Source organism: Streptomyces sp. NPDC002573, from assembly GCF_042889625.1.
Classification (GTDB): domain Bacteria; phylum Actinomycetota; class Actinomycetes; order Streptomycetales; family Streptomycetaceae; genus Streptomyces; species Streptomyces gibsoniae.
This window is the reverse complement of the sequence record NZ_JBIARC010000036.1, coordinates 1-23,386: the sequence shown is the minus strand read 5'-3', so window position 1 is coordinate 23,386 and position 23,386 is coordinate 1. Positions and strand designations below refer to the sequence as shown.

Annotated in this window: 17 protein-coding genes and 1 pseudogene; 4 read left to right on the top strand and 14 right to left on the bottom strand. The window is 70.9% G+C overall.

Translation table 11 applies throughout. The features are described from left to right. Positions 1-67: 67 nt before the first annotated feature. Positions 68-2,227: a RecQ family ATP-dependent DNA helicase gene (locus tag ACFYX0_RS29180; protein WP_388974425.1), complete on the bottom strand. Its 2,160-nt coding sequence runs from the start codon at positions 2,225-2,227 to the stop codon at positions 68-70. Positions 2,228-2,574: 347 nt separating this feature from the next. On the opposite strand from ACFYX0_RS29180, the gene ACFYX0_RS29175 reads away from it, so the two are divergent. After that, positions 2,575-3,210: a hypothetical protein gene (locus tag ACFYX0_RS29175; protein WP_388974423.1), complete on the top strand. Its 636-nt coding sequence runs from the start codon at positions 2,575-2,577 to the stop codon at positions 3,208-3,210. A gap of 569 nt (positions 3,211-3,779) precedes the next feature. Here the strand turns inward: ACFYX0_RS29175 and ACFYX0_RS29170 are convergent. The 3 genes from ACFYX0_RS29170 to ACFYX0_RS29160 all read right to left on the bottom strand — a co-directional run bounded on the left by ACFYX0_RS29170 (position 3,780) and on the right by ACFYX0_RS29160 (position 5,913). Next, complete coding sequence (locus tag ACFYX0_RS29170; RefSeq protein WP_388974421.1) at positions 3,780-4,391, bottom strand: hypothetical protein; 612 nt, start codon at positions 4,389-4,391, stop codon at positions 3,780-3,782. Between the two features lie 69 nt (positions 4,392-4,460). Beyond that, the gene (locus ACFYX0_RS29165) at positions 4,461-5,162 is read right to left on the bottom strand and encodes a ribonuclease HII (protein ID WP_388974419.1); all 702 of its coding nucleotides are present in this window, start codon (positions 5,160-5,162) and stop codon (positions 4,461-4,463) included. Positions 5,163-5,289: 127 nt separating this feature from the next. After that, complete coding sequence (locus tag ACFYX0_RS29160; protein WP_388974417.1) at positions 5,290-5,913, bottom strand: TetR/AcrR family transcriptional regulator; 624 nt, start codon at positions 5,911-5,913, stop codon at positions 5,290-5,292. Positions 5,914-6,089: 176 nt separating this feature from the next. Between ACFYX0_RS29160 and ACFYX0_RS29155 the strand changes: the two genes are divergently transcribed. Next, on the top strand, positions 6,090-7,637 hold the full coding sequence (locus tag ACFYX0_RS29155) for an MFS transporter (protein ID WP_388974415.1): 1,548 nt from the start codon (positions 6,090-6,092) through the stop codon (positions 7,635-7,637). 127 nt (positions 7,638-7,764) lie between these two features. Here ACFYX0_RS29155 and ACFYX0_RS29150 read toward each other — a convergent pair whose 3' ends face one another. The 3 genes from ACFYX0_RS29150 to ACFYX0_RS29140 form a co-directional block, all read right to left on the bottom strand. Next, a complete protein-coding gene (locus ACFYX0_RS29150; RefSeq protein ID WP_388974413.1) occupies positions 7,765-8,670 on the bottom strand; it encodes an ADP-ribosylglycohydrolase family protein in 906 nt (301 codons plus the stop codon). Between the two features lie 30 nt (positions 8,671-8,700). Then, positions 8,701-9,360 (bottom strand): histidine phosphatase family protein, encoded by a 660-nt coding sequence (locus ACFYX0_RS29145; RefSeq protein WP_311691804.1) that lies wholly within the window; start codon positions 9,358-9,360, stop codon positions 8,701-8,703. A 155-nt stretch (positions 9,361-9,515) separates the two neighbouring features. After that, positions 9,516-10,121 (bottom strand): YdbC family protein, encoded by a 606-nt coding sequence (locus ACFYX0_RS29140; RefSeq protein WP_355910347.1) that lies wholly within the window; start codon positions 10,119-10,121, stop codon positions 9,516-9,518. Between the two features lie 125 nt (positions 10,122-10,246). On the opposite strand from ACFYX0_RS29140, the gene ACFYX0_RS29135 reads away from it, so the two are divergent. Continuing rightward, positions 10,247-10,807, top strand: a complete 561-nt coding sequence (locus ACFYX0_RS29135; protein WP_388974512.1) for a TerD family protein — start codon at positions 10,247-10,249, stop codon at positions 10,805-10,807. 100 nt (positions 10,808-10,907) lie between these two features. On the opposite strand, the gene ACFYX0_RS29130 is transcribed toward ACFYX0_RS29135, so the two are convergent. Continuing rightward, positions 10,908-13,796, bottom strand: coding sequence for a vitamin B12-dependent ribonucleotide reductase (locus tag ACFYX0_RS29130; RefSeq protein ID WP_388974411.1), 2,889 nt, complete (start codon positions 13,794-13,796; stop codon positions 10,908-10,910). Between the two features lie 150 nt (positions 13,797-13,946). Then, complete coding sequence (nrdR, locus tag ACFYX0_RS29125; RefSeq protein WP_311691793.1) at positions 13,947-14,507, bottom strand: transcriptional regulator NrdR; 561 nt, start codon at positions 14,505-14,507, stop codon at positions 13,947-13,949. Between the two features lie 556 nt (positions 14,508-15,063). Between nrdR and lexA the strand changes: the two genes are divergently transcribed. Continuing rightward, positions 15,064-15,852: a transcriptional repressor LexA gene (lexA, locus tag ACFYX0_RS29120; protein WP_311691791.1), complete on the top strand. Its 789-nt coding sequence runs from the start codon at positions 15,064-15,066 to the stop codon at positions 15,850-15,852. A 159-nt stretch (positions 15,853-16,011) separates the two neighbouring features. On the opposite strand, the gene ACFYX0_RS29115 is transcribed toward lexA, so the two are convergent. The 5 genes and pseudogenes from ACFYX0_RS29115 to ACFYX0_RS29095 form a co-directional block, all read right to left on the bottom strand. Then, entirely contained in the window at positions 16,012-17,985 is a 1,974-nt protein-coding gene (locus ACFYX0_RS29115) for an ATP-dependent DNA helicase (RefSeq protein WP_388974409.1), read from the bottom strand. Positions 17,986-18,213: 228 nt separating this feature from the next. Continuing rightward, complete coding sequence (locus tag ACFYX0_RS29110; protein WP_388974407.1) at positions 18,214-19,065, bottom strand: GNAT family N-acetyltransferase; 852 nt, start codon at positions 19,063-19,065, stop codon at positions 18,214-18,216. A gap of 39 nt (positions 19,066-19,104) precedes the next feature. Next, complete coding sequence (locus tag ACFYX0_RS29105; protein ID WP_388974405.1) at positions 19,105-21,288, bottom strand: IucA/IucC family protein; 2,184 nt, start codon at positions 21,286-21,288, stop codon at positions 19,105-19,107. A gap of 125 nt (positions 21,289-21,413) precedes the next feature. Next, positions 21,414-22,868 (bottom strand): diaminobutyrate--2-oxoglutarate transaminase family protein, encoded by a 1,455-nt coding sequence (locus ACFYX0_RS29100; RefSeq protein WP_388974403.1) that lies wholly within the window; start codon positions 22,866-22,868, stop codon positions 21,414-21,416. 205 nt (positions 22,869-23,073) lie between these two features. Continuing rightward, positions 23,074-23,386: pseudogene (locus tag ACFYX0_RS29095) on the bottom strand (hypothetical protein); the annotation flags it as partial.

Genomic DNA, 23,386 nt, shown 5'->3' with positions numbered 1-23,386 from the left:
GACCGGCACGACGCCTGAGACCGGGACCGGGTTCAGTCCATGGTGCCGTCAGGCCGGTACAGGACCGTCAGCCCGCCGCGGCGAGCACCAGTGGCAGGACCTGACCGGCCCCCGACCGCCTCAGCAGGCGGGCGGCGACGGCCAGGGTCCAGCCGGAGTCGGTGCAGTCGTCCACGAGCAGGACAGGGCCCGGGGTCCGGGCCAGTGCGTCGGCCAGCTCCCCGGGGAGGGTGAAGGCGGCGGACAGTGCCCGGAGCCGTTGAGCGGAGTTGCTGCGCCGTGCCGCGTGCGCACCGCTCGGGTCGGTGTAGGCCAGGGTGCCCAGGAACGGCAGGCGCCCGATGTTCGCGACGCCCTGAGCGAGGGACCCGACCAGCTGGGGACGGGTCAGCGACGGTACGGCGACGACCCCTACCGGCCGGGGGGAGGCGTCAGGGCCGTCCGACATCCAGCCGCCCGGAGAACGCGCCCAGTCGGCGAGGACCGTCACCACGGCCTTGAGCACGTCCTCGGGGACGGGCCCGTCCTGGGCCTGCTCGGACAGCAGCGGGCGCAGTCGGTTGCCCCAGCCGATGTCGGAGAGCCGCCCCAGGGCCCGGCCGGGCGAGCACTGTTCCTGGGCCGCGATGCGCCCCTTGAGGTCGACGCCCAGCGCGGGCATGCCGGTCGGCCACATCCGGCGCGGCTCGATCTCCACACCTGGGCGGCCCAGCTCCTTCGTCGCCCCCGCCAGGCTCTCCGCCGAGACGCCGGGGTCGGCCCAGGCGCCCGCGCAGTTGTCGCAGCGGCCGCACGGCGCGGCCTCCTCGTCGTCCAGTTGGCGACGCAGGAACTCCATGCGGCACTCGGTGGTGTCGGCGTAGGAGCGCATGGCCTGCTGCTCGATCGCACGCTGCCGGGCCACCCGCGCGTACCGCTCCGCGTCGTACACCCAGTCGGCGCCCGTGGCGATCCATCCGCCCTTCACCCGCTGTACGGCGCCGTCCACGTCCAGCACCTTCAGCATCGTCTCCAGCCGACTGCGGCGAAGATCCACCGAGGCCTCAAGGGCGGGCACGGACACAGGGCGTCCCGCCTCGGCGAGGACCGTGAGCGTCCGGCGCACCTGGTCCTCCGGCGGAAAGGCGGTCTCCGCGAAGTAGCGCCAGATCGCCTCGTCCTCCTTGCCCGGCAGCAACAGCACCTCGGCGTGCTCCACACCGCGGCCGGCACGGCCGACCTGCTGGTAGTAGGCGATGGGCGAGGACGGCGAACCGAAGTGCACCACGAAGCCCAGGTCGGGCTTGTCGAAGCCCATGCCCAGCGCGGAGGTCGCCACCAGCGCCTTGACCCGGTTCCGGAGCAGGTCGTCCTCCGCCTGCTGACGGTCGGCGTTCTCCGTCCGGCCCGTGTACGAGGCCACCTCGAGACCGCGCTGCCGCAGGAAAGCGGTCGCCTCCTCGGCCGCCGCCACCGTGAGCGTGTAGATGATCCCGGAACCCGGCAGCTCTTCCAGATGCTCGGCGAGCCAGGCCAGCCGGTGCGCGGCGTCCGGTAGCCGCACCACGCCCAGCCGCAGGCTCTCCCGGTCGAGCGGGCCACGCAGCACCAGTGCCTCGCCGCTGCTGGTGCCCAGCTGCTCGGCCACGTCCGCCGTGACCCGGGCGTTGGCCGTCGCCGTCGTGGCCAGCACCGGGACGCCGGGGGTCAGGTCCGCGAGCATCGTGCGCAACCGGCGGTAGTCGGGCCGGAAGTCGTGGCCCCAGTCGGAGATGCAGTGCGCCTCGTCCACCACCAGCAGGCCCGTCGTGGCCGCGAGCTTGGGCAGCATCTGTTCCCGGAAATCAACAGAATTCAGACGTTCGGGACTTACCAGGAGCACATCGACGTCGCCGCGCTCGACCTCCCCGTGGATCGTCTCCCACTCCTCCGGGTTGGCCGAGTTGATGGTGCGCGCGTGGATGCCGGCCCGTGCCGCCGACTCGACCTGGTTGCGCATCAACGCCAGCAGCGGCGAGACGATCACCGTGGGGCCGGAGCCGCGTCGGCGCAGCAGAGCGGTGGCCACGAAGTACACCGCCGACTTGCCCCATCCCGTGCGCTGCACCACCAGCGCGCGACGGCGCTCGACCACCAGGGCCGCCACCGCCTGCCACTGGTCCTCCCGCAGCCGCGCCGACCCCGTAGGATCACCGACCAGCTCGGCGAGGATGGCGTCGGCTTCGGCACGCAGCTCCAGAACGTTCATACCTCCATGCAACCCGACGGCACGGACAATCGGCCACTTCGCCCCGCGTGACGGACCGCACTCCCCGCCGCTCACCGGGGTGTGACCACTGGTTCTCGCCCGGCAGGCGTGACCCGCCCTTCACCCGGGAACACATTGATGCAGACCGTCGGCAGGGATATAGGTCTCAGACCAGCACAAACCGGCCGGTGGCCCCAATTGCTCGTTGCCGCATCCCAGTTCGACGGGAAGAATTGGGGTTCCGCTCCCCGCACGGCTCGCACGTGATCCGACAGGGCTGTACCGCGGTGTGGGCCCCCCGAGTCCGACCCCGCCCGCAGTCTGGGCGCGTAGCCGAAGGGAGAATCGTGACCTTCGGATTCGCTCCGTCCTCGGCGGCATCCATGTCGGCCTCCGCCGAACTGTCCGCCGCTTCCGCCAATCCCCTGGCCCGCATGCTCGAGCCCGCAGAATGGGCAGCCGCCGGGATACCCCTGCTGCGCAACCCCCGGGAAGTCGTCGGCGAACTGCACGCCCTTCACCGGCCACGGCTCTCCACGGCCGTCGTGGCCGTCCTCGACCCGGACGACCGGCTGCGGGCGAGCGCCTCGTTCACGCGGCGTCCGGTACCCGCGGACGGCTGGGTGTTCCGCAACGCGCTGCTCGCCCAACTCCGCCGCGTCATCCCGCACGACCTGCGTCGCCGTACGCCCGTGCGGACCGCCGTGCTGCTCTACTGCCGTGAGGGGGACGGCCGTTGGACGGAGGAGGACGGAGCGTGGATGTGGGGCCTGCGTGACGCCTGCACCTTGCACGGGCTGCGCTGCGGCGCGTACATCACGCTGACGCATAACGGTTGGCAGGTCCTCGGCGAGGGGCGCGGTGGCCGCCGCCCCAACGCGGACTCCTCGGCGGAGCCCTTCGACCTGACCGGTGGGACGCCCCCGCTGCCGCGCACGGGAGGCGTCGCTTCCGAGGTGCTGCGCCGGGCCGCCGCCCGCTGAGGCGCCCCGAAGGGGCGCTGTGCCGGCGTAGCACCGGGGCGTGCCCCCGCAGCCGTACGACCGCAGAAGGCGCGTACGACCGCGGAAAGCGCCGCACCTCGTAGAAGATCGCCACGCCTGGCAGGAGATCGCCCTCGCAGGAGATCACCGCGCGGCATGGCAGGGCGACGGGACACCCGCGGGCCTACGGCGCACAGCGACTCAAACGCGGAGCGGCCCGGAGGCAGCGGCCCCGGACCGGGACGCCCGCGCGCCGACGCAGCCAGGCCCCACACATCCACGCGCCGAAGATGACGACCTGTCCAGGCATGAACGCGATGACCTTCGGACCGGGAGTCCTCGTCCGCCGACCCCAGCCGGGGTCCGCACGCGAACCCGTACGCCGGCCCTACCGGCCCGGCGCGCGGACGACACGCTCCGACTCCGCGCATGCCGAAGCGACCGCCGTACCAGTGCCGCCGAAGCGCCACCGTGCCGGTCGGCTCCCCGTGGGCCGGGGCCGATCCGGCTCCGGGCCCTCGGTGCGGGGGGTGCGCGGCGTGCGAGCGAAGAGGTCCGGACCGGACCGCTCAGACGCCTACGCCCAGCACCGAGTTGATCTGCTCCGGGTCGCCGCAGACGATCAGCAGGGCATCTGCCCGGCCGAGCGCCAGCGGAAGCGCGGTGGCGACGGCGTCGTCGGAGCCGCCGTTGACGGCTGCCACGACCACCGGGCGGATGGCGGCCCGGGACGCGACGGAGGCGTCGGCGTAGAAGACGTCGTCACGGGCGTCGTGCTGCGCCCAGTACGAGGCTTCCCCGAACGACATCTCGTGCGCGGCCCACGGGTGCGTCTCGCCGGTGGTGATCACCAGCACGTCGCCGGGGGCGCGGCCGGTCTCCAACAGCAGGTCGACGGCTTCCTCGGCAGCGTCCAGCGCACCCTCGGCCGAGGCCGGGATCAGCTGGATCTGCGGGGTGGCCGCGGGAGTGGGGGGCCCTGGCTTGGCCGCGGCCGGCTCGCGCGTGCTGCGCTGTGCCGGCATCGGCCGGACGGGCCCCGGACGACCGGGACGCGCAGGGGCCGCGGGGCGGGGGCCGGGGACAGGACGGGGGGTCGGCGCGGTGCGGCCGGCGGCCGGCGTGGCGCGGGGACCCTGGGCACTCTCGTGAATCTGAGGCTCCTCGGGAATGAGAGGCATGAGCTGATTTTTATCAAACGCCGGTGCTGGTCGCGTCGGCGGGTGGCACATGAGTGCGATCGGAACGGGTCAGAAGTCGAAGCCGAGCTGGCCTTCGATCTCCGGCACGTGTCCGTCCGCCCAGCTGCGGACCTTCTTGAGATGCCGCCACTGGGGCAGCGCATCAAGATACGCCCACGTCAAGCGGTGGTACGGGGTGGGGCCCCGCTCCTCCAGCGCGGCCTTGTGCACCGGCGAGGGATACCCGGCGTTGGCCGCAAAACCGAAGTCTGCATGGTCGATACCCAGTTCGGCCATCATTTTGTCTCGGCGAACCTTGGCGATCACCGATGCCGCGGCGACCGCCACACAGGACCGGTCACCCTTGATCACCGTGCGTACCCGCCAGGGCGCCCCGAGATAGTCGTGCTTCCCGTCGAGGATGACCGCGTCGGGCCGCACGGGCAGCGCCTCGAGGGCGCGTATCGCGGCGAGCCGGAGCGCCGCCGTCATCCCGAGGTCGTCGATCTCCTCGGGGGAGGCATGACCGAGCGCGAAGGCCGTCACCCAGCGTTCCAGCTCCTGAGCGAGCTCGGTGCGCCGTTTGACGGTGAGCAGCTTGGAGTCGGTGAGACCCAGAGGTGGCCGGCGCAGGCCCGTGATCGCGGCGCAGACGGTGACAGGACCGGCCCAGGCGCCGCGCCCCACCTCGTCGACACCGGCGATGACCTTCGCTCCGGTCGTTGCGCGAAGGGAGCGCTCGACGGTGTGAGTAGGCGGTTCGTACGGCATGGCGCCCTTAGCGTACGCCGCTTCGATCCCCTCGCGACACCCAGGTTTCCCCGGGCGACGGCACATCCGCCGGCAAGCGTCCGCGACGGCCCCGCGGGGCCGCCCGGACGTGCCCGTTCAACGCGGTTCAGCCCCGCTCCGGCCGCAGCAGCGGCATCATCAGCTGATCGATCATCTCCACGATGTCCGGGTCCTTCCATTCACTTCCGCACATCTTTGAGCGGTACATCATCATGGCAGGGACGGCATCGAAGACATATCCGTTCGCGGCACCGGGGCGCACCTCACCTCGCTCGATTCCACGGTTGATGACCTGGTGCAGCAGCTTGATGATCGGCTCTACAACCCCGTCGAAGATCACTCCATGGAATCGTTCGGCCTGAACCGTGTCGCACTCGTGAATCACGGAGCGAAGGGCGAACCCGGGGCGTGAGTACAGCGCGTCACGCGCCTGCCGACACAGCGCCAGCAGATCTTCGCGCACGCTCCCGAGGTCGGGCGCCACGTCGAAACGCGGCAGTCCGGCCTGGAGCGCGTCGGCGACGAGGTCCTCCTTGGACGGCCAGCGGCGGTAGACCGCGGCCTTCCCGGTCTGCGCGCCGGCGGCGACACCCTCCATGGTGAGGGCGTTCCAGCCGACCGTGCTGAGCTGTTCCAGGGCGGCGTCGAGGATCGCGCGCTCGAGGACGGCACCGCGCCGACGAGGGGAGACCGGCTGGGCGGAGGTTTCCGTCCAGGGCGAAGTACCCATCTCTGATTCTCCGTTGAGCAAGGGGAAGCGGGGGTTCCGGGGAAGGGGCGGGGGACCGAGGGCGCATCCCACGGCAACGAACTCAGTGAACGCTTGCGTTCACTGACGGGGACTCACTACCGTTTGAGGCGACAGTGAACGCCATCGTTCACTAACGCACTTGTGGGGGATCCAAAGTGACAACCTCTCCATTGATCCAGGACGACAAGCCGAAAGCCGCCCGCCGGGAGGGGCGTCCCGGCATCGCGCTGACCGTCATCGCGGCCTGCCAACTCATGGTGGTCCTCGACGCGACGATTGTGAACATCGCACTCCCGCACATTCAAGACGCTCTGAAGTTCAGCACGACCGACCTGACATGGGTGGTCAGCGCGTACACGCTGACCTTCGGTGGCCTGCTGCTTCTCGGCGGCCGGGCCGGGGACATCCTCGGCCGTCGCCGCGTCTTCATGACGGGCATCCTGCTGTTCACCTTCGCCTCGCTGCTCGGTGGACTCGCCCAGGAGCCCTGGCAGTTGCTGGCCGCGCGCGCCCTGCAGGGAATGGGTGGCGCGATAGCGTCGCCCACCTCGCTGGCGCTCATCACCACCACCTTCCCCGAAGGCCCGGAGCGGAACCGGGCGTTCGGAGTCTTCGCCGCGGTCTCGGCCGGCGGCGGCGCGATCGGTCTGCTGGCCGGCGGCATGCTCACGGAGTGGCTCGACTGGCGCTGGGTCCTCTTCGTCAACGTGCCCATCGGTGTTCTGATCGCCGTGCTCGCGCCCCGCTACATCGCCGAGTCCGAGCGCCACCCGGGTCGCTTCGACATCGCGGGCGCGCTCACCTCGACGACCGGCATGGCGTCCCTGGTGTACGGCTTCATCCGGGCCGCCGAGGACGGCTGGCGGGACCGGGGCGCGATCGGCTCGTTCGCGGCGGCCGTGGTGCTGCTGGTCGCGTTCGCCCTCATCGAGGCGCGGGCGAAGGAGCCGATCACACCGCTGAGGATGTTCGCCGACCGCAACCGCTCGGGCACGTACGTGATCATGCTGAGCCTGGCCGCCGCGATGTTCGGCATGTTCTTCTACATCGTGCTGTTCGTGCAGAACGTGCTGGGCTACTCGCCGATCGCGGCCGGCGTGGCGTTCCTCCCGGTGACCGTGGCGATCGTGACCGGCGCGGGTCTGTCGCAGCGGTTCCTGCCGGTGTTCGGCCCCAAGCCGTTCATGCTGACCGGGGCGGCGCTGGTGGCGACCGGGCTCGGCTGGCTGACGTTCATCAGCCCCGACAGCTCGTACGTCTCCGGGGTGCTCGGCCCGATGCTGCTGTTCGGTCTGGGCATGGGTCTGAACTTCGTGACCTTGACGCTCACCGCGGTATCCGGTGTCGCCCCGCACGAGGCGGGCGCGGCCTCCGGTCTGCTCAACACCACGCAGCAGGTCGGCGGCTCCCTCGGTCTGTCGATCCTGACCACGGTATTCGGCACGGCCAGTCGGCACGAGGCGGACAAGCAGATCCCGAGGTTTCTCGCGAACGGCACGGCCGAGCAGAAGGCGCAGTTCGCGAAGACCCACCAGCTGCCCGCTCCCTGGGGGCACGAGGTGCTCGCCCATGGGATCGGAACGGCGTTCCTCCCGGCGGCCGCGATGGCGCTGCTGGCGCTGATCATGGCCGTTGTGGTGATCCGCGTACGCAGGAGCGACCTGGAGGCCCTCTCCGGCGCGGCGGGGCCCGCCGCGGGCTGACGGCTCCCGTCCGCTCCCGCCCCCCGGCCCGTCGGGGGCGGGAGCGGAGCGCGGCCGGAGCCCGCCCGGTGCTACGACGGTCCGGCCGCCCGCGAGAGGGGTGGGCGCGGTCAGCGGTCCGGCCCGCCTACGCGAGCGCCGGAGCCCAGTCCGGCAGCGGTTCCACCCGGTCCAGCCACTCCCCCGGCAGCGTGTGCGCGCTCCCGGAGGCGACCACCGAGCCAACGATGGCGCAGGTCGTGTCCATGTCGCCGCCCGCCTGGGCGGTGGTCCAGAAGCCCCGCTGATAGTCACCGAGGGCGCGCGCGGCGGACCAGAGCGCGAAGGGCACCGTGTCGTGCGCCGTCGTACGCCGTCCGCTGCCCAGGACGGCCGCGACGGTCGCCGCGTCGCCGTAGTCGAGCATGTCCCGGGCGCGTCGCAGTCCCATGCCGACGGCGCTCTTCGGTACGAGCGCGACTACCCCGTCGAGCAGCGCCCCGGCGCTCGGCCGTCCCGCGGGATCGGCGGCCAGGGCGGCGGCTGCGGCGACGGCCATCGCGCCGACCACGGCCTCGCGGTGCTGATGGGTCGGATAGGCGGAGATCTCCGCCTGGTGGGTCGCCTGCTCGGGGTCGTCCGCGTACCAGGCGCCGATGGGGGCGGCCCTCACCGCCGCGCCGCTGCCCCACGAGCCATGGCCCCTGAACATGGAGGCGGCCAGTTCCCGCCAGTCGCCCCCGGCGGCGATCCGCTCCAGCAGCAGGTCGATCGCCGGTTCGTGCCGGCGGGCAGCGCCGTGGTGCTCAGCGAGGGACCGTGCCAGGGCGTCCTGGTCTACCCTGCGGTGTCCGGCCAGCACGGCGAGCACGGAAGCGGCCATCTCCGTGTCGTCCGTCCATGGCCAGGGTCCGGGCGGCAGCTCGCGGCGCTGGAGCAGGGGGTAGTTCGCGGGACGGAAGAACTGCGCGCCCAGCGCGTCTCCCACGGCCAGTCCGCGCAGGGCTGCCAGGGCGCGTCCCAGACGGCCTTCGGGAGAGGAGTCAGCGGTCATCTCTCTGCCACTGTATCCCGTGATCCAGTTCTATCCCGTGATCCAGTACGGATCCGGATCGCGCCAGCGGTCGAACGGCCGGTCGAGCGTGTATCTGCCGTCGTCGCCGAGGACCAGCATGCGTGTCTCGCCGTTCCCGGGGTTGGAGAGCGACTCGAATTCGGCGACCGTCCAGTGGAACCAGCGCATGCAGAACAGCCGCATGGCCAGGCCGTGCGTCACCAGGAGCACGTTCGGCGGGTGGTCGGGGGCCTCGAAGCTCCGGAACAGGCTCTCCAGGAAGCCGCCGACCCGGTCGTAGACGTCGGCGCCGGACTCTCCCTGGGCGAAGCGGTAGAAGAAGTGCCCGTAGGCGTCCCGGTAGGTCTTCTGCAGCCGTACGTCGTCGCGGTCCTGCCAGTTGCCCCAGTCCTGCTCGCGCAGCCGGGGCTCCTCGCGGACGCGGACGTGCTCGGGGTCCAGGTGGAAGGCGCGGAGCGTCTCGTGGGTGCGGCGGTACGGGGAGACGTACACGCTGACCTGCTCCTGGCCGAAGAGCTCCCGCAGCCGCTTGCCCGTCTCCTCCGCCTGCCGCCATCCCCTCTCGGTGAGCGGCAGTGCGTGGTCGGGCTCGCGTTCGTACACGGAGTCATCGGCATTGCCCACCGACTCGCCGTGTCGGACAAGGACGATGCGCCGTGGTCGTGCCATGCCAAAACCCTAGATCGAGTGACGGCCGAACGGGCACCCGAAGAGGCCCCATACGGCACAGGTCACACTAGGGGCTTCGCCACACCTCGGTCCTGATCTCGCATTCACCGGCGCCGTCGGCGCACCCTGGCTCCGGGATCACCCCCGGCGGGCGCTCACACCGTCCAGCCCGGCTCCAGTTCCACGATGTCGCCGGTGAGTGCCGCGACGTCCGCCTCCGTCTGGGCCCTCAGCGCCAGCCGTTCGACGCGCTCCTCGCGGTACTTTCCGTGCTCCGCCGCCGACTGCCACATCGACAGGATGAGGAACTCGTGCCCCGGTCCCTCGCCGAACAGTCCGCGGATCATGCCCGGCGAACCCGCCATGGCCGGGTTCCAGACCTTCTCCTGCATGAGGGCGAAGTGCTCGGCCCGCTCCTCATGGACCCGGCAGTGGGCCACACGCACCAGATCGGCGTCCGAGAATCGGGGCTCGAAACCGGTCTTCACATCGAAGCGGTAGTCGAAGAGCCGGACCTGCTGGTCCTTGAACGTGCCCGACTGGGAGGCGGCCAGCCGGTCGTGGGAGCGTGCCATGAACGAGTCGTAGAAGGCGCGGCTCTCCCAGAACGCGAAGACATGCGCCACACCGGGCCTGACCCGGCTGAAGCCGCCGCCCTGTCCTCGGAAGCCCGGTTCCCCCGGAAGCCCCGCCCACTTCCGCTGCCCCCGTTCGAAACCGCGGCGGTCCACCACGGTGCAGCGAGTCCACTTGACCAGCACCGCGCCATCGTAAGGCCCTATCGCGTGGCGCCGGTCACTCTCCGCTGGAGTGCACCCCGCCGAGCGCCCCGGCGCGCGAGGCACAATGGACAACTGGGCCTTGCCGCAACAGAGTTCGCGCGAGGCTGTATGGACGGGGAGGGATGAGAGAGATGACCGGTCTCAACAAGGGCATCAGCAAGGTCGAGTTGGCACTGCAGTGGGACCCCAGTCCGAACGGACAGTCGCCCACCGATCTCGACCTCATTGCCGCAACCTACTTGGCGGACGATCCGTATGGTGCCCCCGCCTATGTGGTGCACTTCGACAGCCGCTCCCCCGACGGCACGATCTATCTCAACCGCGACAGCCTGGACGGCAAGGGCTTCGGCTGGGACGAGGTCATGACGCTGGAGCTCTACCGGCTGGACAGCCGGTACGCGCGCGTGGTGGCCGGGGTCGTGATCCAGCAGCGCACCGGCCACAAGACGTTCGTCGACGTCCTGAACCCGGCGGTGCGGCTGCGCGAAGGGTACACCGTGCTCGCCCAGGACGACTTCGCGGGCGTCCTGGGTGCGACGGCGGCGACGGTGGCCGAGTTCGTCCGCGACGGCTCGGGCGAGTGGATGTTCCACCCGGGACTGACGGGATACGACACGGATCCGGAGGGCTTCGCCCGCGTCATGGGCGGAACCCGCACCTCCTGAGCCGTCTCTGTCCTCGCGGGGGAGCCCCCCCGGGTGAAGGCAGCCCCCGACGCCGAAGGGCGGCACGACCGTCGGCCGTGCCGCCCTTCAGGTGCTCAGATCAGCTGCAGCCGCTCGTCGAACCGCAGCCCTCGCAGATGTAACAGGAACCGGCCCGCTGCATCTTCGTGCCGCAGGAGAAGCAGAGCGGGGCGTCCGCCTGGATGCCCAGCTGCATCTCCACCAGCTCGGCGCTGGTGTGCGCCTGCTTCGGGGCCGGCTTGGCCGTCGCGGCCTCGGCCTTGGGGGTCGCGACCGCCTTCAGCTCCTGGGTGCGCGGCGCCGACTGGGCCAGGCCCTCGACGTCGACCTCGTCCTCGGAGGGCTCGTACGAGCCGGTCTCCAGGTGGCGCTGACGCTCCTCGGCGGAGTGGATGCCGAGCGCGGAGCGCGTCTCGAAGGGCAGGAAGTCCAGCGCGAGGCGGCGGAAGATGTAGTCGACGATCGACTGCGCCATCCGCACGTCCGGGTCGTCCGTCATACCGGCCGGCTCGAACCGCATGTTCGTGAACTTCGAGACGTACGTCTCCAGCGGCACGCCGTACTGCAGACCCACCGAGACGGCGATGGAGAAGGCGTCCATCATGCCCGCGAGGGTCGAGCCCTGCTTGGACATCTTCAGGAAGACCTCGCCCAGACCGTCGTCCGGGTAGGAGTTGGCCGTCATGTAGCCCTCGGCACCGCCGACGGTGAAGGAGGTGGTGATGCCGGGACGACCCTTCGGGAGGCGCTTGCGGACCGGGCGGTACTCGACGACCTTCTCGACCTTGGGCTCGACGGCGGCGGGCGCCTCGGCCTTCTCCGGCGCGGTCTCCTTCTTCTTGGCGGAGAGCGGCTGGCCGACCTTGCAGTTGTCCCGGTAGATCGCGAGCGCCTTGATGCCCAGCTTCCAGGCCTCGAAGTAGATCTCCTCGACCTCCTCGACGGTCGCCGTCTCCGGCATGTTGACCGTCTTGGAGATGGCGCCCGAGATCCACGGCTGGATCGCGGCCATCATCCGGACGTGGCCCATCGGGGAGATGGCGCGCTCGCCCATGGCGCAGTCGAAGACCTCGTAGTGCTCGTGCTTGAGGCCCGGCGCGTCGATCACATTGCCGTGCTCGGCGATGTGGGCGACGATCGCCTCGATCTGCTCCTCCTGGTAGCCGAGGCGGCGCAGCGCCTGCGGCACGGTGCCGTTGACGATCTGCATCGAGCCGCCGCCGACCAGCTTCTTGAACTTGACCAGCGCCAGGTCCGGCTCGACACCGGTGGTGTCGCAGGACATCGCGAGACCGATGGTGCCGGTCGGCGCGAGGACGGACGCCTGGGAGTTGCGGAAGCCGTTCTTCTCGCCGAGGCGGAGCACGTCCTGCCAGGCCTCCGTGGCGGCGGCCCAGACCGGGGTGTCCAGGTCGTCCATGCGGACGGCCGTGGTGTTGGCGTCGGCGTGCTGCTTCATGACGCGCAGGTGCGGCTGCTCGTTGCGGGCGTAGCCGTCGTACGGGCCGACAACCGCGGCGAGTTCGGCGGAGCGCTTGTACGCGGTGCCGGTCATCAGGGAGGTGATGGCGCCGGCCAGGGCGCGGCCGCCGTCGGAGTCGTACGCGTGGCCCGTCGCCATGAGGAGGGCGCCGAGGTTTGCGTAGCCGATGCCGAGCTGGCGGAAGGCGCGGGTGTTCTCGCCGATCTTCTGGGTCGGGAAGTCCGCGAAGCAGATCGAGATGTCCATCGCGGTGATGACCAGCTCGACGACCTTGGCGAAGCGCTCGACCTCGAAGGACTGGTGGCCCTTGCCGTCGTCCTTCAGGAACTTCATCAGGTTCAGCGAGGCGAGGTTGCAGGACGTGTTGTCCAGGTGCATGTACTCGCTGCACGGGTTCGAGCCGTTGATCCGGCCGGACTCCGGGCACGTGTGCCAGTGGTTGATCGTGTCGTCGTACTGGATGCCCGGGTCGGCGCAGGCCCAGGCGGCCTCGGCCATCTTGCGGAACAGCGCCTTGGCGTCGACCTCCTCGATGACCTCACCGGTCATTCGGGCGCGCAGGCCGAAGTTCGTGCCGCCTTCGACGGCCTTCATGAAGGTGTCGTTGACGCGGACCGAGTTGTTGGCGTTCTGGTACTGGACGGAGGTGATGTCGTCTCCGCCGAGGTCCATGTCGAAGCCCGCGTCGCGGAGGGCGCGGATCTTCTCCTCCTCCTTGACCTTGGTCTCGATGAAGTCCTCGACGTCCGGGTGGTCGACGTCCAGGATGACCATCTTGGCCGCGCGGCGGGTGGCACCGCCGGACTTGATCGTTCCTGCGGAGGCGTCGGCGCCGCGCATGAAGGAGACCGGGCCGGAGGCGTTGCCGCCGGAGGAGAGCAGTTCCTTGGAGGAACGGATCCGGGAGAGGTTCAGGCCGGCACCGGAGCCGCCCTTGAAGATCATGCCCTCTTCCTTGTACCAGTCGAGGATCGACTCCATGGAATCGTCGACGGACAGGATGAAGCAGGCGGAGACCTGCTGGGGCTGCGGGGTGCCGACGTTGAACCAGACGGGGCTGTTGAAGCTGAAGATCTGGTGCAGGAGGGCGTATGTCAGTTCGTGCTCGAAGATCTCCGCGTCGGCGGGCGAGGCGAAGTACTTGTAGTCCTCACCGGCCTTCCGATACGTCTTCACGATGCGGTCGATCAGCTGCTTGAGGCTGGTCTCGCGCTGCGCGGTGCCGACGGCACCGCGGAAGTACTTGCTGGTGACGATGTTGACCGCGTTCACCGACCAGAACTCGGGGAACTCGACGCCACGCTGCTCGAAGTTGACCGAGCCGTCGCGCCAGTTGGTCATGACGACGTCACGGCGCGCCCACTCGACCTCGTCGTACGGGTGCACGCCGGGGGTGGTGTGGATGCGCTCGATACGCAGTCCCTTGGTGGCCTTGGCGCCCTTCGCTCGGGAACCTCGTGCCGGACCGCTCGCCGTCTCTGTCATGCCGCCTCCCTGTATCGGGCAAAACGCCCTAAAGTGCCCATTTTCTTCCCGGGCACGGTGTTGTGTCTGCTTGTCACGCGCGTCGTACGCGGGCGCGCGTGACGGGTCTGTGTGCGCCGCCGACGGGGCCGGTACCCACCGGCCCTCCCGTCAGTCGGCGGCGATGGCGGGCACGGGGACGTCGGCCGTCCCTCCGGACCCGCGGTCGGTTCCTCGGCGCTCCGCGACAGGGTTCCCGTGGTCGTCGTCCACGGCGGGGCGCTCCCGCTGCTGCTCCCTGAGTTCGGTGATGGCGGCCTCGAAGTCCTCCAGCGAGTCGAACGCGCGGTAGACGCTCGCGAACCGCAGGTAGGCGACGAGGTCGAGCTCCTGCAAAGGTCCGAGTATGGCCAGCCCCACGTCGTGGGTGGTCAGCTCGGCGCTACCGGTGGCCCGCACCGCCTCCTCGACCCGCTGGCCGAGCTGGGCCAGGGCGTCCTCGGTGACAGGCCGCCCCTGGCACGCCTTGCGCACGCCGTTGATGACCTTGGTGCGGCTGAAGGGCTCGGTGACTCCGGACCGCTTCACCACCATGAGCGAGCACGTCTCCACGGTCGTGAAACGACGGGAGCAGTCGGGGCACTGGCGGCGCCGGCGGATGGACGTGCCGTCATCGGTCGTACGACTGTCGACGACGCGGCTGTCGGGGTGCCTGCAGAAGGGGCAGTGCATGGCTCCAACCCTCCTTTTCAGCACGACTCATTGACCTCGCGGGCCTCACGGGCCCCTCGAAGCAGCCCCAAGCATAGGCGATCGCCCGAGGCCCGGAGACCGGGGGGACCACAACTTCTGGGCCACTGTCGCAATCCAACCACTACATGTAGCGATCAGCTCGCACATTTGGCGGCGACACGCCCTCGAGGGGCGGATTGGCACATGCCACAGGACCACGCCCATTCAGGCCATGCGCGGATACGGTGGACGCCACATGGAGAAGACGGGCCGGTACACGGCGGACGGGGTACCGGATGGCAGACTGGGCACCTGCCGCGGCGGCCCACAAGGTCTTCGCTCCGGCGGTGAAGAGTACAGCAATGAGCGCTTTTGCCCTCCCGCACTCCCGGCTCGAACCCGAGCAGGGTGACCCCCGGGGAGGGGCATCGGCCATACACCGCGAGACCCGATCACGTCACGTAATTCGCCGTTTTTCACTCGAACGTGTGTTTGGCGCAACCTTTCGAAAGCAACTACCGTTGTGCTGCACGGGAGACCATCGAGAGGGGCCGACGTGACCACCACCGCAGACAGTGCCACCATCACTGGCCAGGACCGCTCCCAGGGCCGACTCGAGCCGGTGCATGCCATGAATGCCATGAACGAAGCCACGAACCCAGAGGGACCCAAGAGGTCCCTGCCCGGCCGACCTCCAGGCATCCGGGCCGACAGCTCCGGGCTGACCGACCGGCAACGCCGGGTGATCGAGGTCATCCGGGACTCCGTGCAGCGGCGCGGTTACCCGCCGTCGATGCGCGAGATCGGCCAGGCCGTGGGCCTCTCCAGCACCTCCTCGGTGGCGCATCAGCTGATGGCCCTGGAGCGCAAGGGCTTCCTGCGCCGCGACCCGCACCGCCCGCGCGCGTACGAGGTACGCGGCTCCGACCAGTCGTCCTCTGTGCAGCCCACCGACACCGCGGGCAAGCCCGCCGCGTCCTACGTCCCGCTCGTCGGCCGTATCGCCGCCGGTGGCCCCATCCTCGCCGAGGAGTCGGTGGAGGATGTCTTCCCGCTCCCGCGGCAGCTCGTGGGCGACGGGGAGCTCTTCGTTCTGAAGGTCGTCGGTGACTCCATGATCGAGGCCGCGATCTGCGACGGCGACTGGGTCACGGTCCGCCGCCAGCCCGTCGCCGAGAACGGCGACATCGTCGCGGCCATGCTGGACGGCGAGGCCACGGTCAAGCGTTTCAAGCGCGAGGACGGCCATGTCTGGCTCCTCCCCCACAACTCCGCCTACCAGCCGATCCCTGGCGACGAGGCGACGATCCTCGGCAAGGTGGTGGCGGTGCTGCGACGCGTGTGACGCCGTCGCGGCGGGCGGATCTTCGGACGCCCCCATGATCCGGGCCCCGGAACCCCTGCGCCGGTTCCGGGGCCCTGTGCTGTCCGGGGCCCGGTGTGTCGCGCCGGTACATGGACCGGTGTGGACCGGGCTGACCCGCCGCACCGCACCGGCCCGATGTCACGCGTCCTGTGCCTTCGCCGCCGCGTCGATCGCCGCCAGCGACTTCCGTACCTGGTTACGGTCGGTCGTGAACCAGAAATCGGGAAGTGACGCCTTCAGAAAACCGCCATAGCGGGCCGTGGCGAGGCGCTGGTCCAGCACGGCGACCACCCCGCGGTCCCCGGTGGCCCGTACGAGGCGGCCGGCGCCCTGCGCCATCAGCAGTGCGGCGTGCGTCGCCGCCACGGCCATGAAGCCGTTGCCCCCGTCGTCCTCCACCGACTTCTGCCGGGCGCTCATCAGCGGGTCGTCGGGGCGGGGGAAGGGGATCTTGTCCATGACGACCAGCTGACAGCTGGGTCCGGGGACGTCGACCCCCTGCCAGAGCGAGAGCGTGCCGAACAGGGAGGTCTTCGGGTCGGCCGCGAAGTTCTTGATCAGCTCACCGAGCGTCTCCTCGCCCTGGAGGAGGATCGGGAACTCCGGGATGCGGGTGCGCAGCTCCTCGGCGGCGAGCTGGGCGGCCCGCATCGACGAGAACAGGCCCAGCGTGCGGCCGCCCGCCGCCTGGACCAGCTCCGTCAGCTCGTCCAGCATGTCCGCGCGATCGCCGTCCCGTGCGGGGCGTGACAGATGCTTCGCGACATACAGGATGCCCTGCTTCCGGTAGTCGAAGGGCGAGCCGACATCGACACCCTTCCACTTCGGCAGGTCCTCCCCCTCCGTGCCCTCGGGAGCAAGGCCCAGGGTCCCGCCCACGCCGTTGAAGTCGCCGCCCAGCTTCAGCGTGGCTGAGGCCAGGATCACCGAGCGGTCCGCGAAGAGCTTCTCCCTGAGGAGCCCCGACACCTTCAGCGGGGCGACCCGCAGGGACGCGCCGAAGCGGTCATGGCGCTCGTACCAGACGACGTCCCACTCGGAGCCGTTGGTGATCCGCTCCGCCACGTCGTGCACGGACTCCACGGCGGCCAGCGCCTGCTTGCGGACGGCGTCCTCGTCCTGGACCGTTCGGTCGCGGGTGTTGCCGAGCGCCGAGATCACCGTACGGGCGGCGTCGCGCAACGCCATCAGGGCGTACCCGAGGTCCTCCGGGATCTCCTCCAGACGGCCCGGCAGGGCCAGCTCCATCAGCCGCTCGAAGCCCTCGGCGGCGGTCTGAAGCTGGTCCGCGGCCTTCTCGTCGACGAGCCTGGCGGCGCGGCGCACCGCCCGGTTGACCTGGCCGGGGGTGAGCTCGCCCGTGGCGACGCCCGTGACGCGGGAGACCAGTTCATGGGCCTCGTCGACGATCAGTACCTCGTGCTGCGGGAGGACCGGCGCGCCCTCGATGGCGTCGATCGCGAGCAGCGCATGGTTCGTGACGACCACCTCGGCGAGCTTGGCGCGCTCACGGGCTGTCTCGGCGAAGCACTCGGCTCCGTAGGCGCACTTCGAGGCGCCGAGGCACTCCCGGGACGACACCGACACCTGGGCCCAGGCGCGGTCGGAGACTCCCGGGGTGAGGTCGTCGCGGTCGCCGCTCTCCGTCTCCTGGGACCAGTCGCGCAGGCGCAGCAGGTCCTGGCCCAGCTTGCTGCTGGGCGCGGCGGCCTCGAACTGGTCGAAGAGGCCCTCCTCCTCGTCCTGGGGCACGCCCTCGTGCAGTCGGTGCAGGCACAGATAGTTCGACCGGCCCTTGAGCATGGCGAACTCCGGGCGGCGGCGCAGCAGCGGATGCAGTGCCTCCACCGTGCGCGGCAGGTCCCGCTCGACGAGCTGACGCTGCAGCGCGAGGGTGGCGGTCGCCACCACGACAGGCTCCCCGTGCGCGAGCGCGGGCACCAGATAGCCGAGCGACTTGCCCGTACCGGTGCCGGCCTGGACCAGCAGATGAGTGCCGCCGTCGATGGCCTCCTCGACGGCTTGGGCCATGGTCACCTGGCCGGGGCGCTCCGTGCCGCCGACGGCTGCGACGGCTGCATGCAGGAGTTCGGGGAGTGAGGGCTTCGTCATAGCCCGACCACCCTACGGCCCCGCACTGACAAGAGGGGGATCAAGGCCGCAGCGCACGGGGCGTGCACGGGTGGTGCGGAGGTTCGCGACGGTTCGGTGCGTCGCGTGGGACAGGTGCTCGGGACGTTTCGAGCGGGACGAGCGGGACGAGAGGGCGGATTCGGCACAAGGACTCCTCGGCTCGGAACTCACACGGAGCGAGGCTCGTTACGCAAAGTGACAGGCCAACTACAGCAGATCGCGCAGGACTCGGTCCCGGACCATGAGGGCGGCCCGCTTGCCGGGCAGGTCGACTTCGGCGGACAACCGGAAGCCTGCGCTCAGGAAGGCGGCGATGGAGGGTGTGTTGCGAAGGTCGGGTTCGGCGAGGACACGAGCACAGGAGGGACGCCGGTCAAGGACGAGATCGGCGACGGCGCGCAGCAGGGTGGAGCCGAGGCCGCGCCCTCGGGCGGCCACCTCCCCGATCAGGAGATGGATGCCGGTGTCGTGGGGGCGGGCGGGATAGTGACGGGCCAGGGGGTCGAGGTCGGCGCGGTAGATCTCCCAGTAGCTCATCGGCGTGCCGTCCAGTACGCCCAGGCAGGGCACGCTGCGTCCGTCACCGGCGAGTTGGGCGCGCAGGTGCGCCTCGGTCACCGCTTCGTCTCCGGCCAGTTGCCAGAAGACCGCCACGGTGGGGTCGTTCATCCAGCGGGTGAGAAGGGGGAGATCACGGTCGAGACGAACGGGGAGGAGGTGGAAGGCGCCGGCGGGGGTGGTGGTCGGGCCCCAGTCGGCGAGGGGGCCGAGGAGGTCGTTGTCCTGCGAGACGGCGAGGGGGGCGGCGGGCGCCTCTCCCGAGTCTCCGGCCGGCGTGGGCGCGGCCGGGCCGCCACGGCTCGTCTTCTCCTTCGCACACAACGTCATGAAGCCGGGTGGCACCCGGAGGTCGAGGGTGTCCTCGCTGTCGAAGCCGGAGCCCGGGCCCGGCTTGGGGGCGGGGACGGCTTCGGTGCGGGACGCATGGCTCATGGCGGGGTGGGACCTCCTGGGCGCGGAGGCGGTACCGGCGTCGGTGCTGGCGTCGGTGGCGGACACGACGACGTTCCTCTCAGAAGACGGGGTGGGGCATGTTCCTCAGCAATGAAGGGGGTTGGTGAGGGTGACGTAGACGGACTGGGTGTCGACCGGGCCGACGAGTTCGTCGAGACCGTGCAGCCGGGTCAGCAGGTTCGCCTTGCACCGCAGGACGGGTGAGTCGAGCAGGCGGGCGGGCAGGGACGAGCGCAGCCGGCCGGGGCCAGTGGCCGCCCCGGCGAGGAAACGGCGGAACGCGGCGAGCAACAGCCTCTCGTCGACGAGGCGTTGGGAGCCGAACGCACCGATGAGACCGAGCACGTTGTTGATGCCGAGGTAGTAGGCGAAGCGCTCGTCGGTGACCTCGTCGGAGACGAACGTGTCGCTGTGCTCGCCGATGCCGGGCAGCCGGGCCTCGAGTTCGGCGCGACGGGACTCGCGGAAGTAGTAGCCCTGGTTGTCCCGGTAGCGACCGCCCACGGGCCAGCCCTCGGAGTCCAGCAGGAGCAGGGTGTTCTGCTGGTGCGCTTCGAGAGCGACACCTGCTTCGCCGTCCAGCCAGAGGACCGGGCGCACCACGAGTGCGAGGTAGCGCAGAAACCACTCGGCGGCGACGGCACCGAGCGGGCGTCCGGTACGCGCGGCGAGGCGCGCGGTGATCGCGGCGAGCCGGGAGGACGGAGCCGGGTGCTGCTCTGCGGCGGTCCGGGCATGGCATCCGGGTGCGACGAGTCCGGCGATGCAGGCCGCACGGTCCGCCGGGGCGAACGGGTTGTGGCGGATCACCACGTCCAGGCCGGTCACCGGGGTGCCGTCCGTGGCGCCGACGGCGAGCCAGGCGGGGTCGCGGACGATGTCGAAGCCGGGGTGGGCCGACTGCCACTGCTTGCCGAGGCCGCTGCGCAGCAGGCGGTGCACCTCGACGCCCCGGTGGAGCTCCTTGCGGAGGTTCTCACGGCGGGAGTTGGTGATGCGCAGGCCCAGCGACAGCTTGAGCATCGCGGGGACGCCCGAGCGGTAGACGGTACGGACTGAGGAGGTGGGGTGCCAGGGCTCGCCGTGCGGGCCGAGGTCCCGGAGCAGCCCGGCGTCCAGCAGGGCCCTGACCGCGGGGCGATGCCGGACATCGCAGGCCTGCCAGGGGTGCAGCGGCAGGGCGGCGAAGCCGTCGGGCAGGGGGAGACCCGGGCCGGCGAGGCGTTCGGTCAGCCGGGCGGCGGCCACGGGCCGGCCGCCTTCGGTCCAGGCCGAGTCGGTGGCGAGAAGGGAGGGTGCGACCGCGAGCCAGTGCAGCGGGAAGGTGCCGCGCAGCTCGGGCGAGTAGAGCCGGGCTTCGGCGTCGGACAGGCCCTCGCGGCTCTTGGCCGTGGGATGCGTCGGGTGCCCGAGCAGCAGCGCTTGCTCGGCGGAGAGAAAGAAGTCGGCCGCATCCGCCGGGTGCGCCCGGCGCTCCGTGATGAAGGTCGCGGTGCGGTGCGCGGAGTCGGCTACCCGGCGCACCAGGTCGGCGGTGTGAGTGGGTGCGGGAGGCTGCGCATGCTTGGTGGCGGTGGCTCGTACGGAGTGCTGCGCACGCTGCGCGGTCGTCTCGCGTGCCAGCAGTGCCGCTACGGTCACCGCGTCGGCGGGCGGTGCCCACTGCGGTGCGTCCGCCAGGCGGGGCGGGCCGAAGCGGTGCCAGCCGGTCGCGGACCAGTAGCGGACCGGGACGAGGAGGGCGGTGGCGCTGGCGGGCAGCGGGATCCGCAGGGTGGCATCGGGGGGAGCGGCGACGTCCCTCTCGCGTACCCAGCAGCGCAGCAGGTTCTCGACGGTCGCGGCCTGGGCCGCGGTGTGCGGGTCGGGGTGCTCCAAGGGGTCGGGGAGCTTCAGGCGGTCGGGGTGCTCGGGTGGGTCGACGGCGGCGACACGCCACTCCCTCGTCACGGAGGGGCGACCGCTGTCGGGCGTCGGGGCAGGGACGGCGGCCACGGGCGCCGAGGCGGCAGACTGGGGGGCTGCCGCGACCGCTTCCGCAGTCACCGGATTCCGCGGGACGCGACCACTGTCACGCACCGGAGCCAGGGCGGCGACCACGGGCGCCGAGGCGGCAGACTGGGGGGCTGCCGCGACCGCTTCCGCAGTCACCGGATTCTGTCGGGGGAAGGCGTCCGGGCCCAGGGCGGCCGTGGGGGTGGGCTCGGTGTGGCCGGTCAGGGGCTCGGGAGGTGGCGAGGGGCCGTCGGAGGTGGGTGTGACGTTCAAGGGCGCTCCTGGAGGTCGTTCGAGCCTGTGCGGCGACGGGCCGTGAGCAAGTGCCGGGGGGAGGGCCGGGCGGGGGCGGGGAGTCGCAGGGCCCTCGTGTCGGTCCCTGGGTGTGGCGTGGAAGGTCAGGGCTGGGCGGTGTGGGCGGGCTCCCGAGCGACCGCGGCCACCGCGTCGGCGAACCGGTCCAGTACCGCGCTCGTCTGCTCGTCGCTGATCGTCAGGGGTGGGAGCAGCCGGACCACGCTCGCGTGCCGCCCGCCCAGTTCGACGATCAGGCCGCGCCGCAGGCACTCCCGCCGGACGGCGGCAGCCAGGGCAGGAGCGGCGTACGGGGTGTCGGGCGGCGTCTGTCCGGGCCCGAGGTCGGGGTCGGGGTCGACCAGTTCGATGCCGATCATCAGCCCCCGGCCGCGTACGTCTCCGATGCAGGGCAACTCCGCCGCCAGCGCGCGCAGTTGGTCGAGCATGCGCCTGCCGAGCGAGGCCGCGCGTTCGGCGAGGCGGTTCTCCCGGACGTAGGCGAGGGTCGCGGTGCCGGCGGCCATCGCCAGCTGGTTGCCGCGGAATGTGCCTGCGTGTGCGCCGGGTTGCCATACGTCGAGGTCGTCGCGGTAGACGACGACGGCGAGCGGCAGGCTGCCCCCGATCGCCTTGGAGAGGACCATCACGTCCGGGACCACCCCGCTGTGCTCGACCGCCCAGAACCGCCCGGTGCGCCCCACACCCGTCTGGACCTCGTCCGCGATCAGCGGGATCGACCGGGCCTCGGTGATCTGCCGCATACGACGCATCCAGGTGTCCGGCGCGGGATTCACCCCGCCCTCACCCTGGACGGGTTCGAGGATCATCCCGGCGGGCAGTGGTACGCCCGACTTGGCGTCGTCGAGGACGGACTCGGTCCAGCGCGCGGCGAGTTCGGCGCCGCGCTCACCGCCGACGCCGAACGGACAGCGGTAGTCCTGCGGATACGGCAGGCGCGTCACCCGGACGTCGGTCGCGCCTCCGGAGGCCTCCAGCGCTCCCGCGGTCATCCCGTGGTACGCCCCGGTGAAGGCGAGGATCCCGTTCCGGCCGGTGGCGATGCGCACCAGTTTGAGCGCGGCCTCCACGGCGTCCGTCCCGGCCGGACCGCAGAACTGCACACGCGCACGCTCGGCGAAGGCCGGCGGGAGCGTGTGGAACAGCTCGGTGGTGAAGGCGTCCTTGAGGGGCGTGGCCAGGTCCAGCACATGCAGCGGTGCCCCGGAGTCGAGGACCTTGCGGATGGCCTCCAGGACGACGGGGTGGTTGTGCCCGAGGGCGAGTGTGCCCGCGCCCGAGAGGCAGTCGAGGTAGCGGCGCCCGTCGGCGCCCTCGATGGTGAGCCCCCGCGCCCGCACGGGCACGATCGGCAGGGCGCGCGCATAGGTGCGCGCCGCGGATTCCCGCGCCGACTGCCGGCGCAGAATCCCCTCGTGCGCCGAGCGCGCTTCCCTGGTGCCGGGAGCCCCGTCACGCGCTGGGGGTTGCTCCTCCGTTCCCGCGCGCCCCTCCGATCCGCCCTCCACCGGCACCACCGCAGTCTCCGACACGGTCACGACGTCAGTTCCTCCACTGTTCAGAGGGGACGGGGTGAGGGTTCCGGCGTGAATGGCAGGTCACCCCGTACGTATCAACGACGTGAACGTCCTGTGGAAGCGGGTGGCCACAAGATCCTTACGGGGCGCTCGCCGACGCGGACGCCCGCACCGACGGCCGCCCGGCGAGAGCGAGCCCCACTAGGGCGTGTATCGAATGTGCTGGTCACAGCCACTCGTTGATGGCTGCGACGAGGACGGTCGCCTCGTAGCGGACCGCGAGCTTGTCGTAGCGAGTCGCCACGGCGCGGTGCCTTTTCAGGCGATTTATGCCGCACTCGACTGCGTGCCGGGCCTTGTAGTCCTCGGCGTCGAACTTGGGTGGCCGGCCGCCGCGAGAGCCGAGCTTCTTGCGGTTGCGGGCCTGGTCGGCCTTGTCCGGGAGATCGCGTCCCATGAAGTGGTGTAGCCGGGCGTGGTCCCGGAACGCGCGGGTGTCTGCCCGGGGCGTGCATCCGCTGACGGTGCGTGCTCCCTGA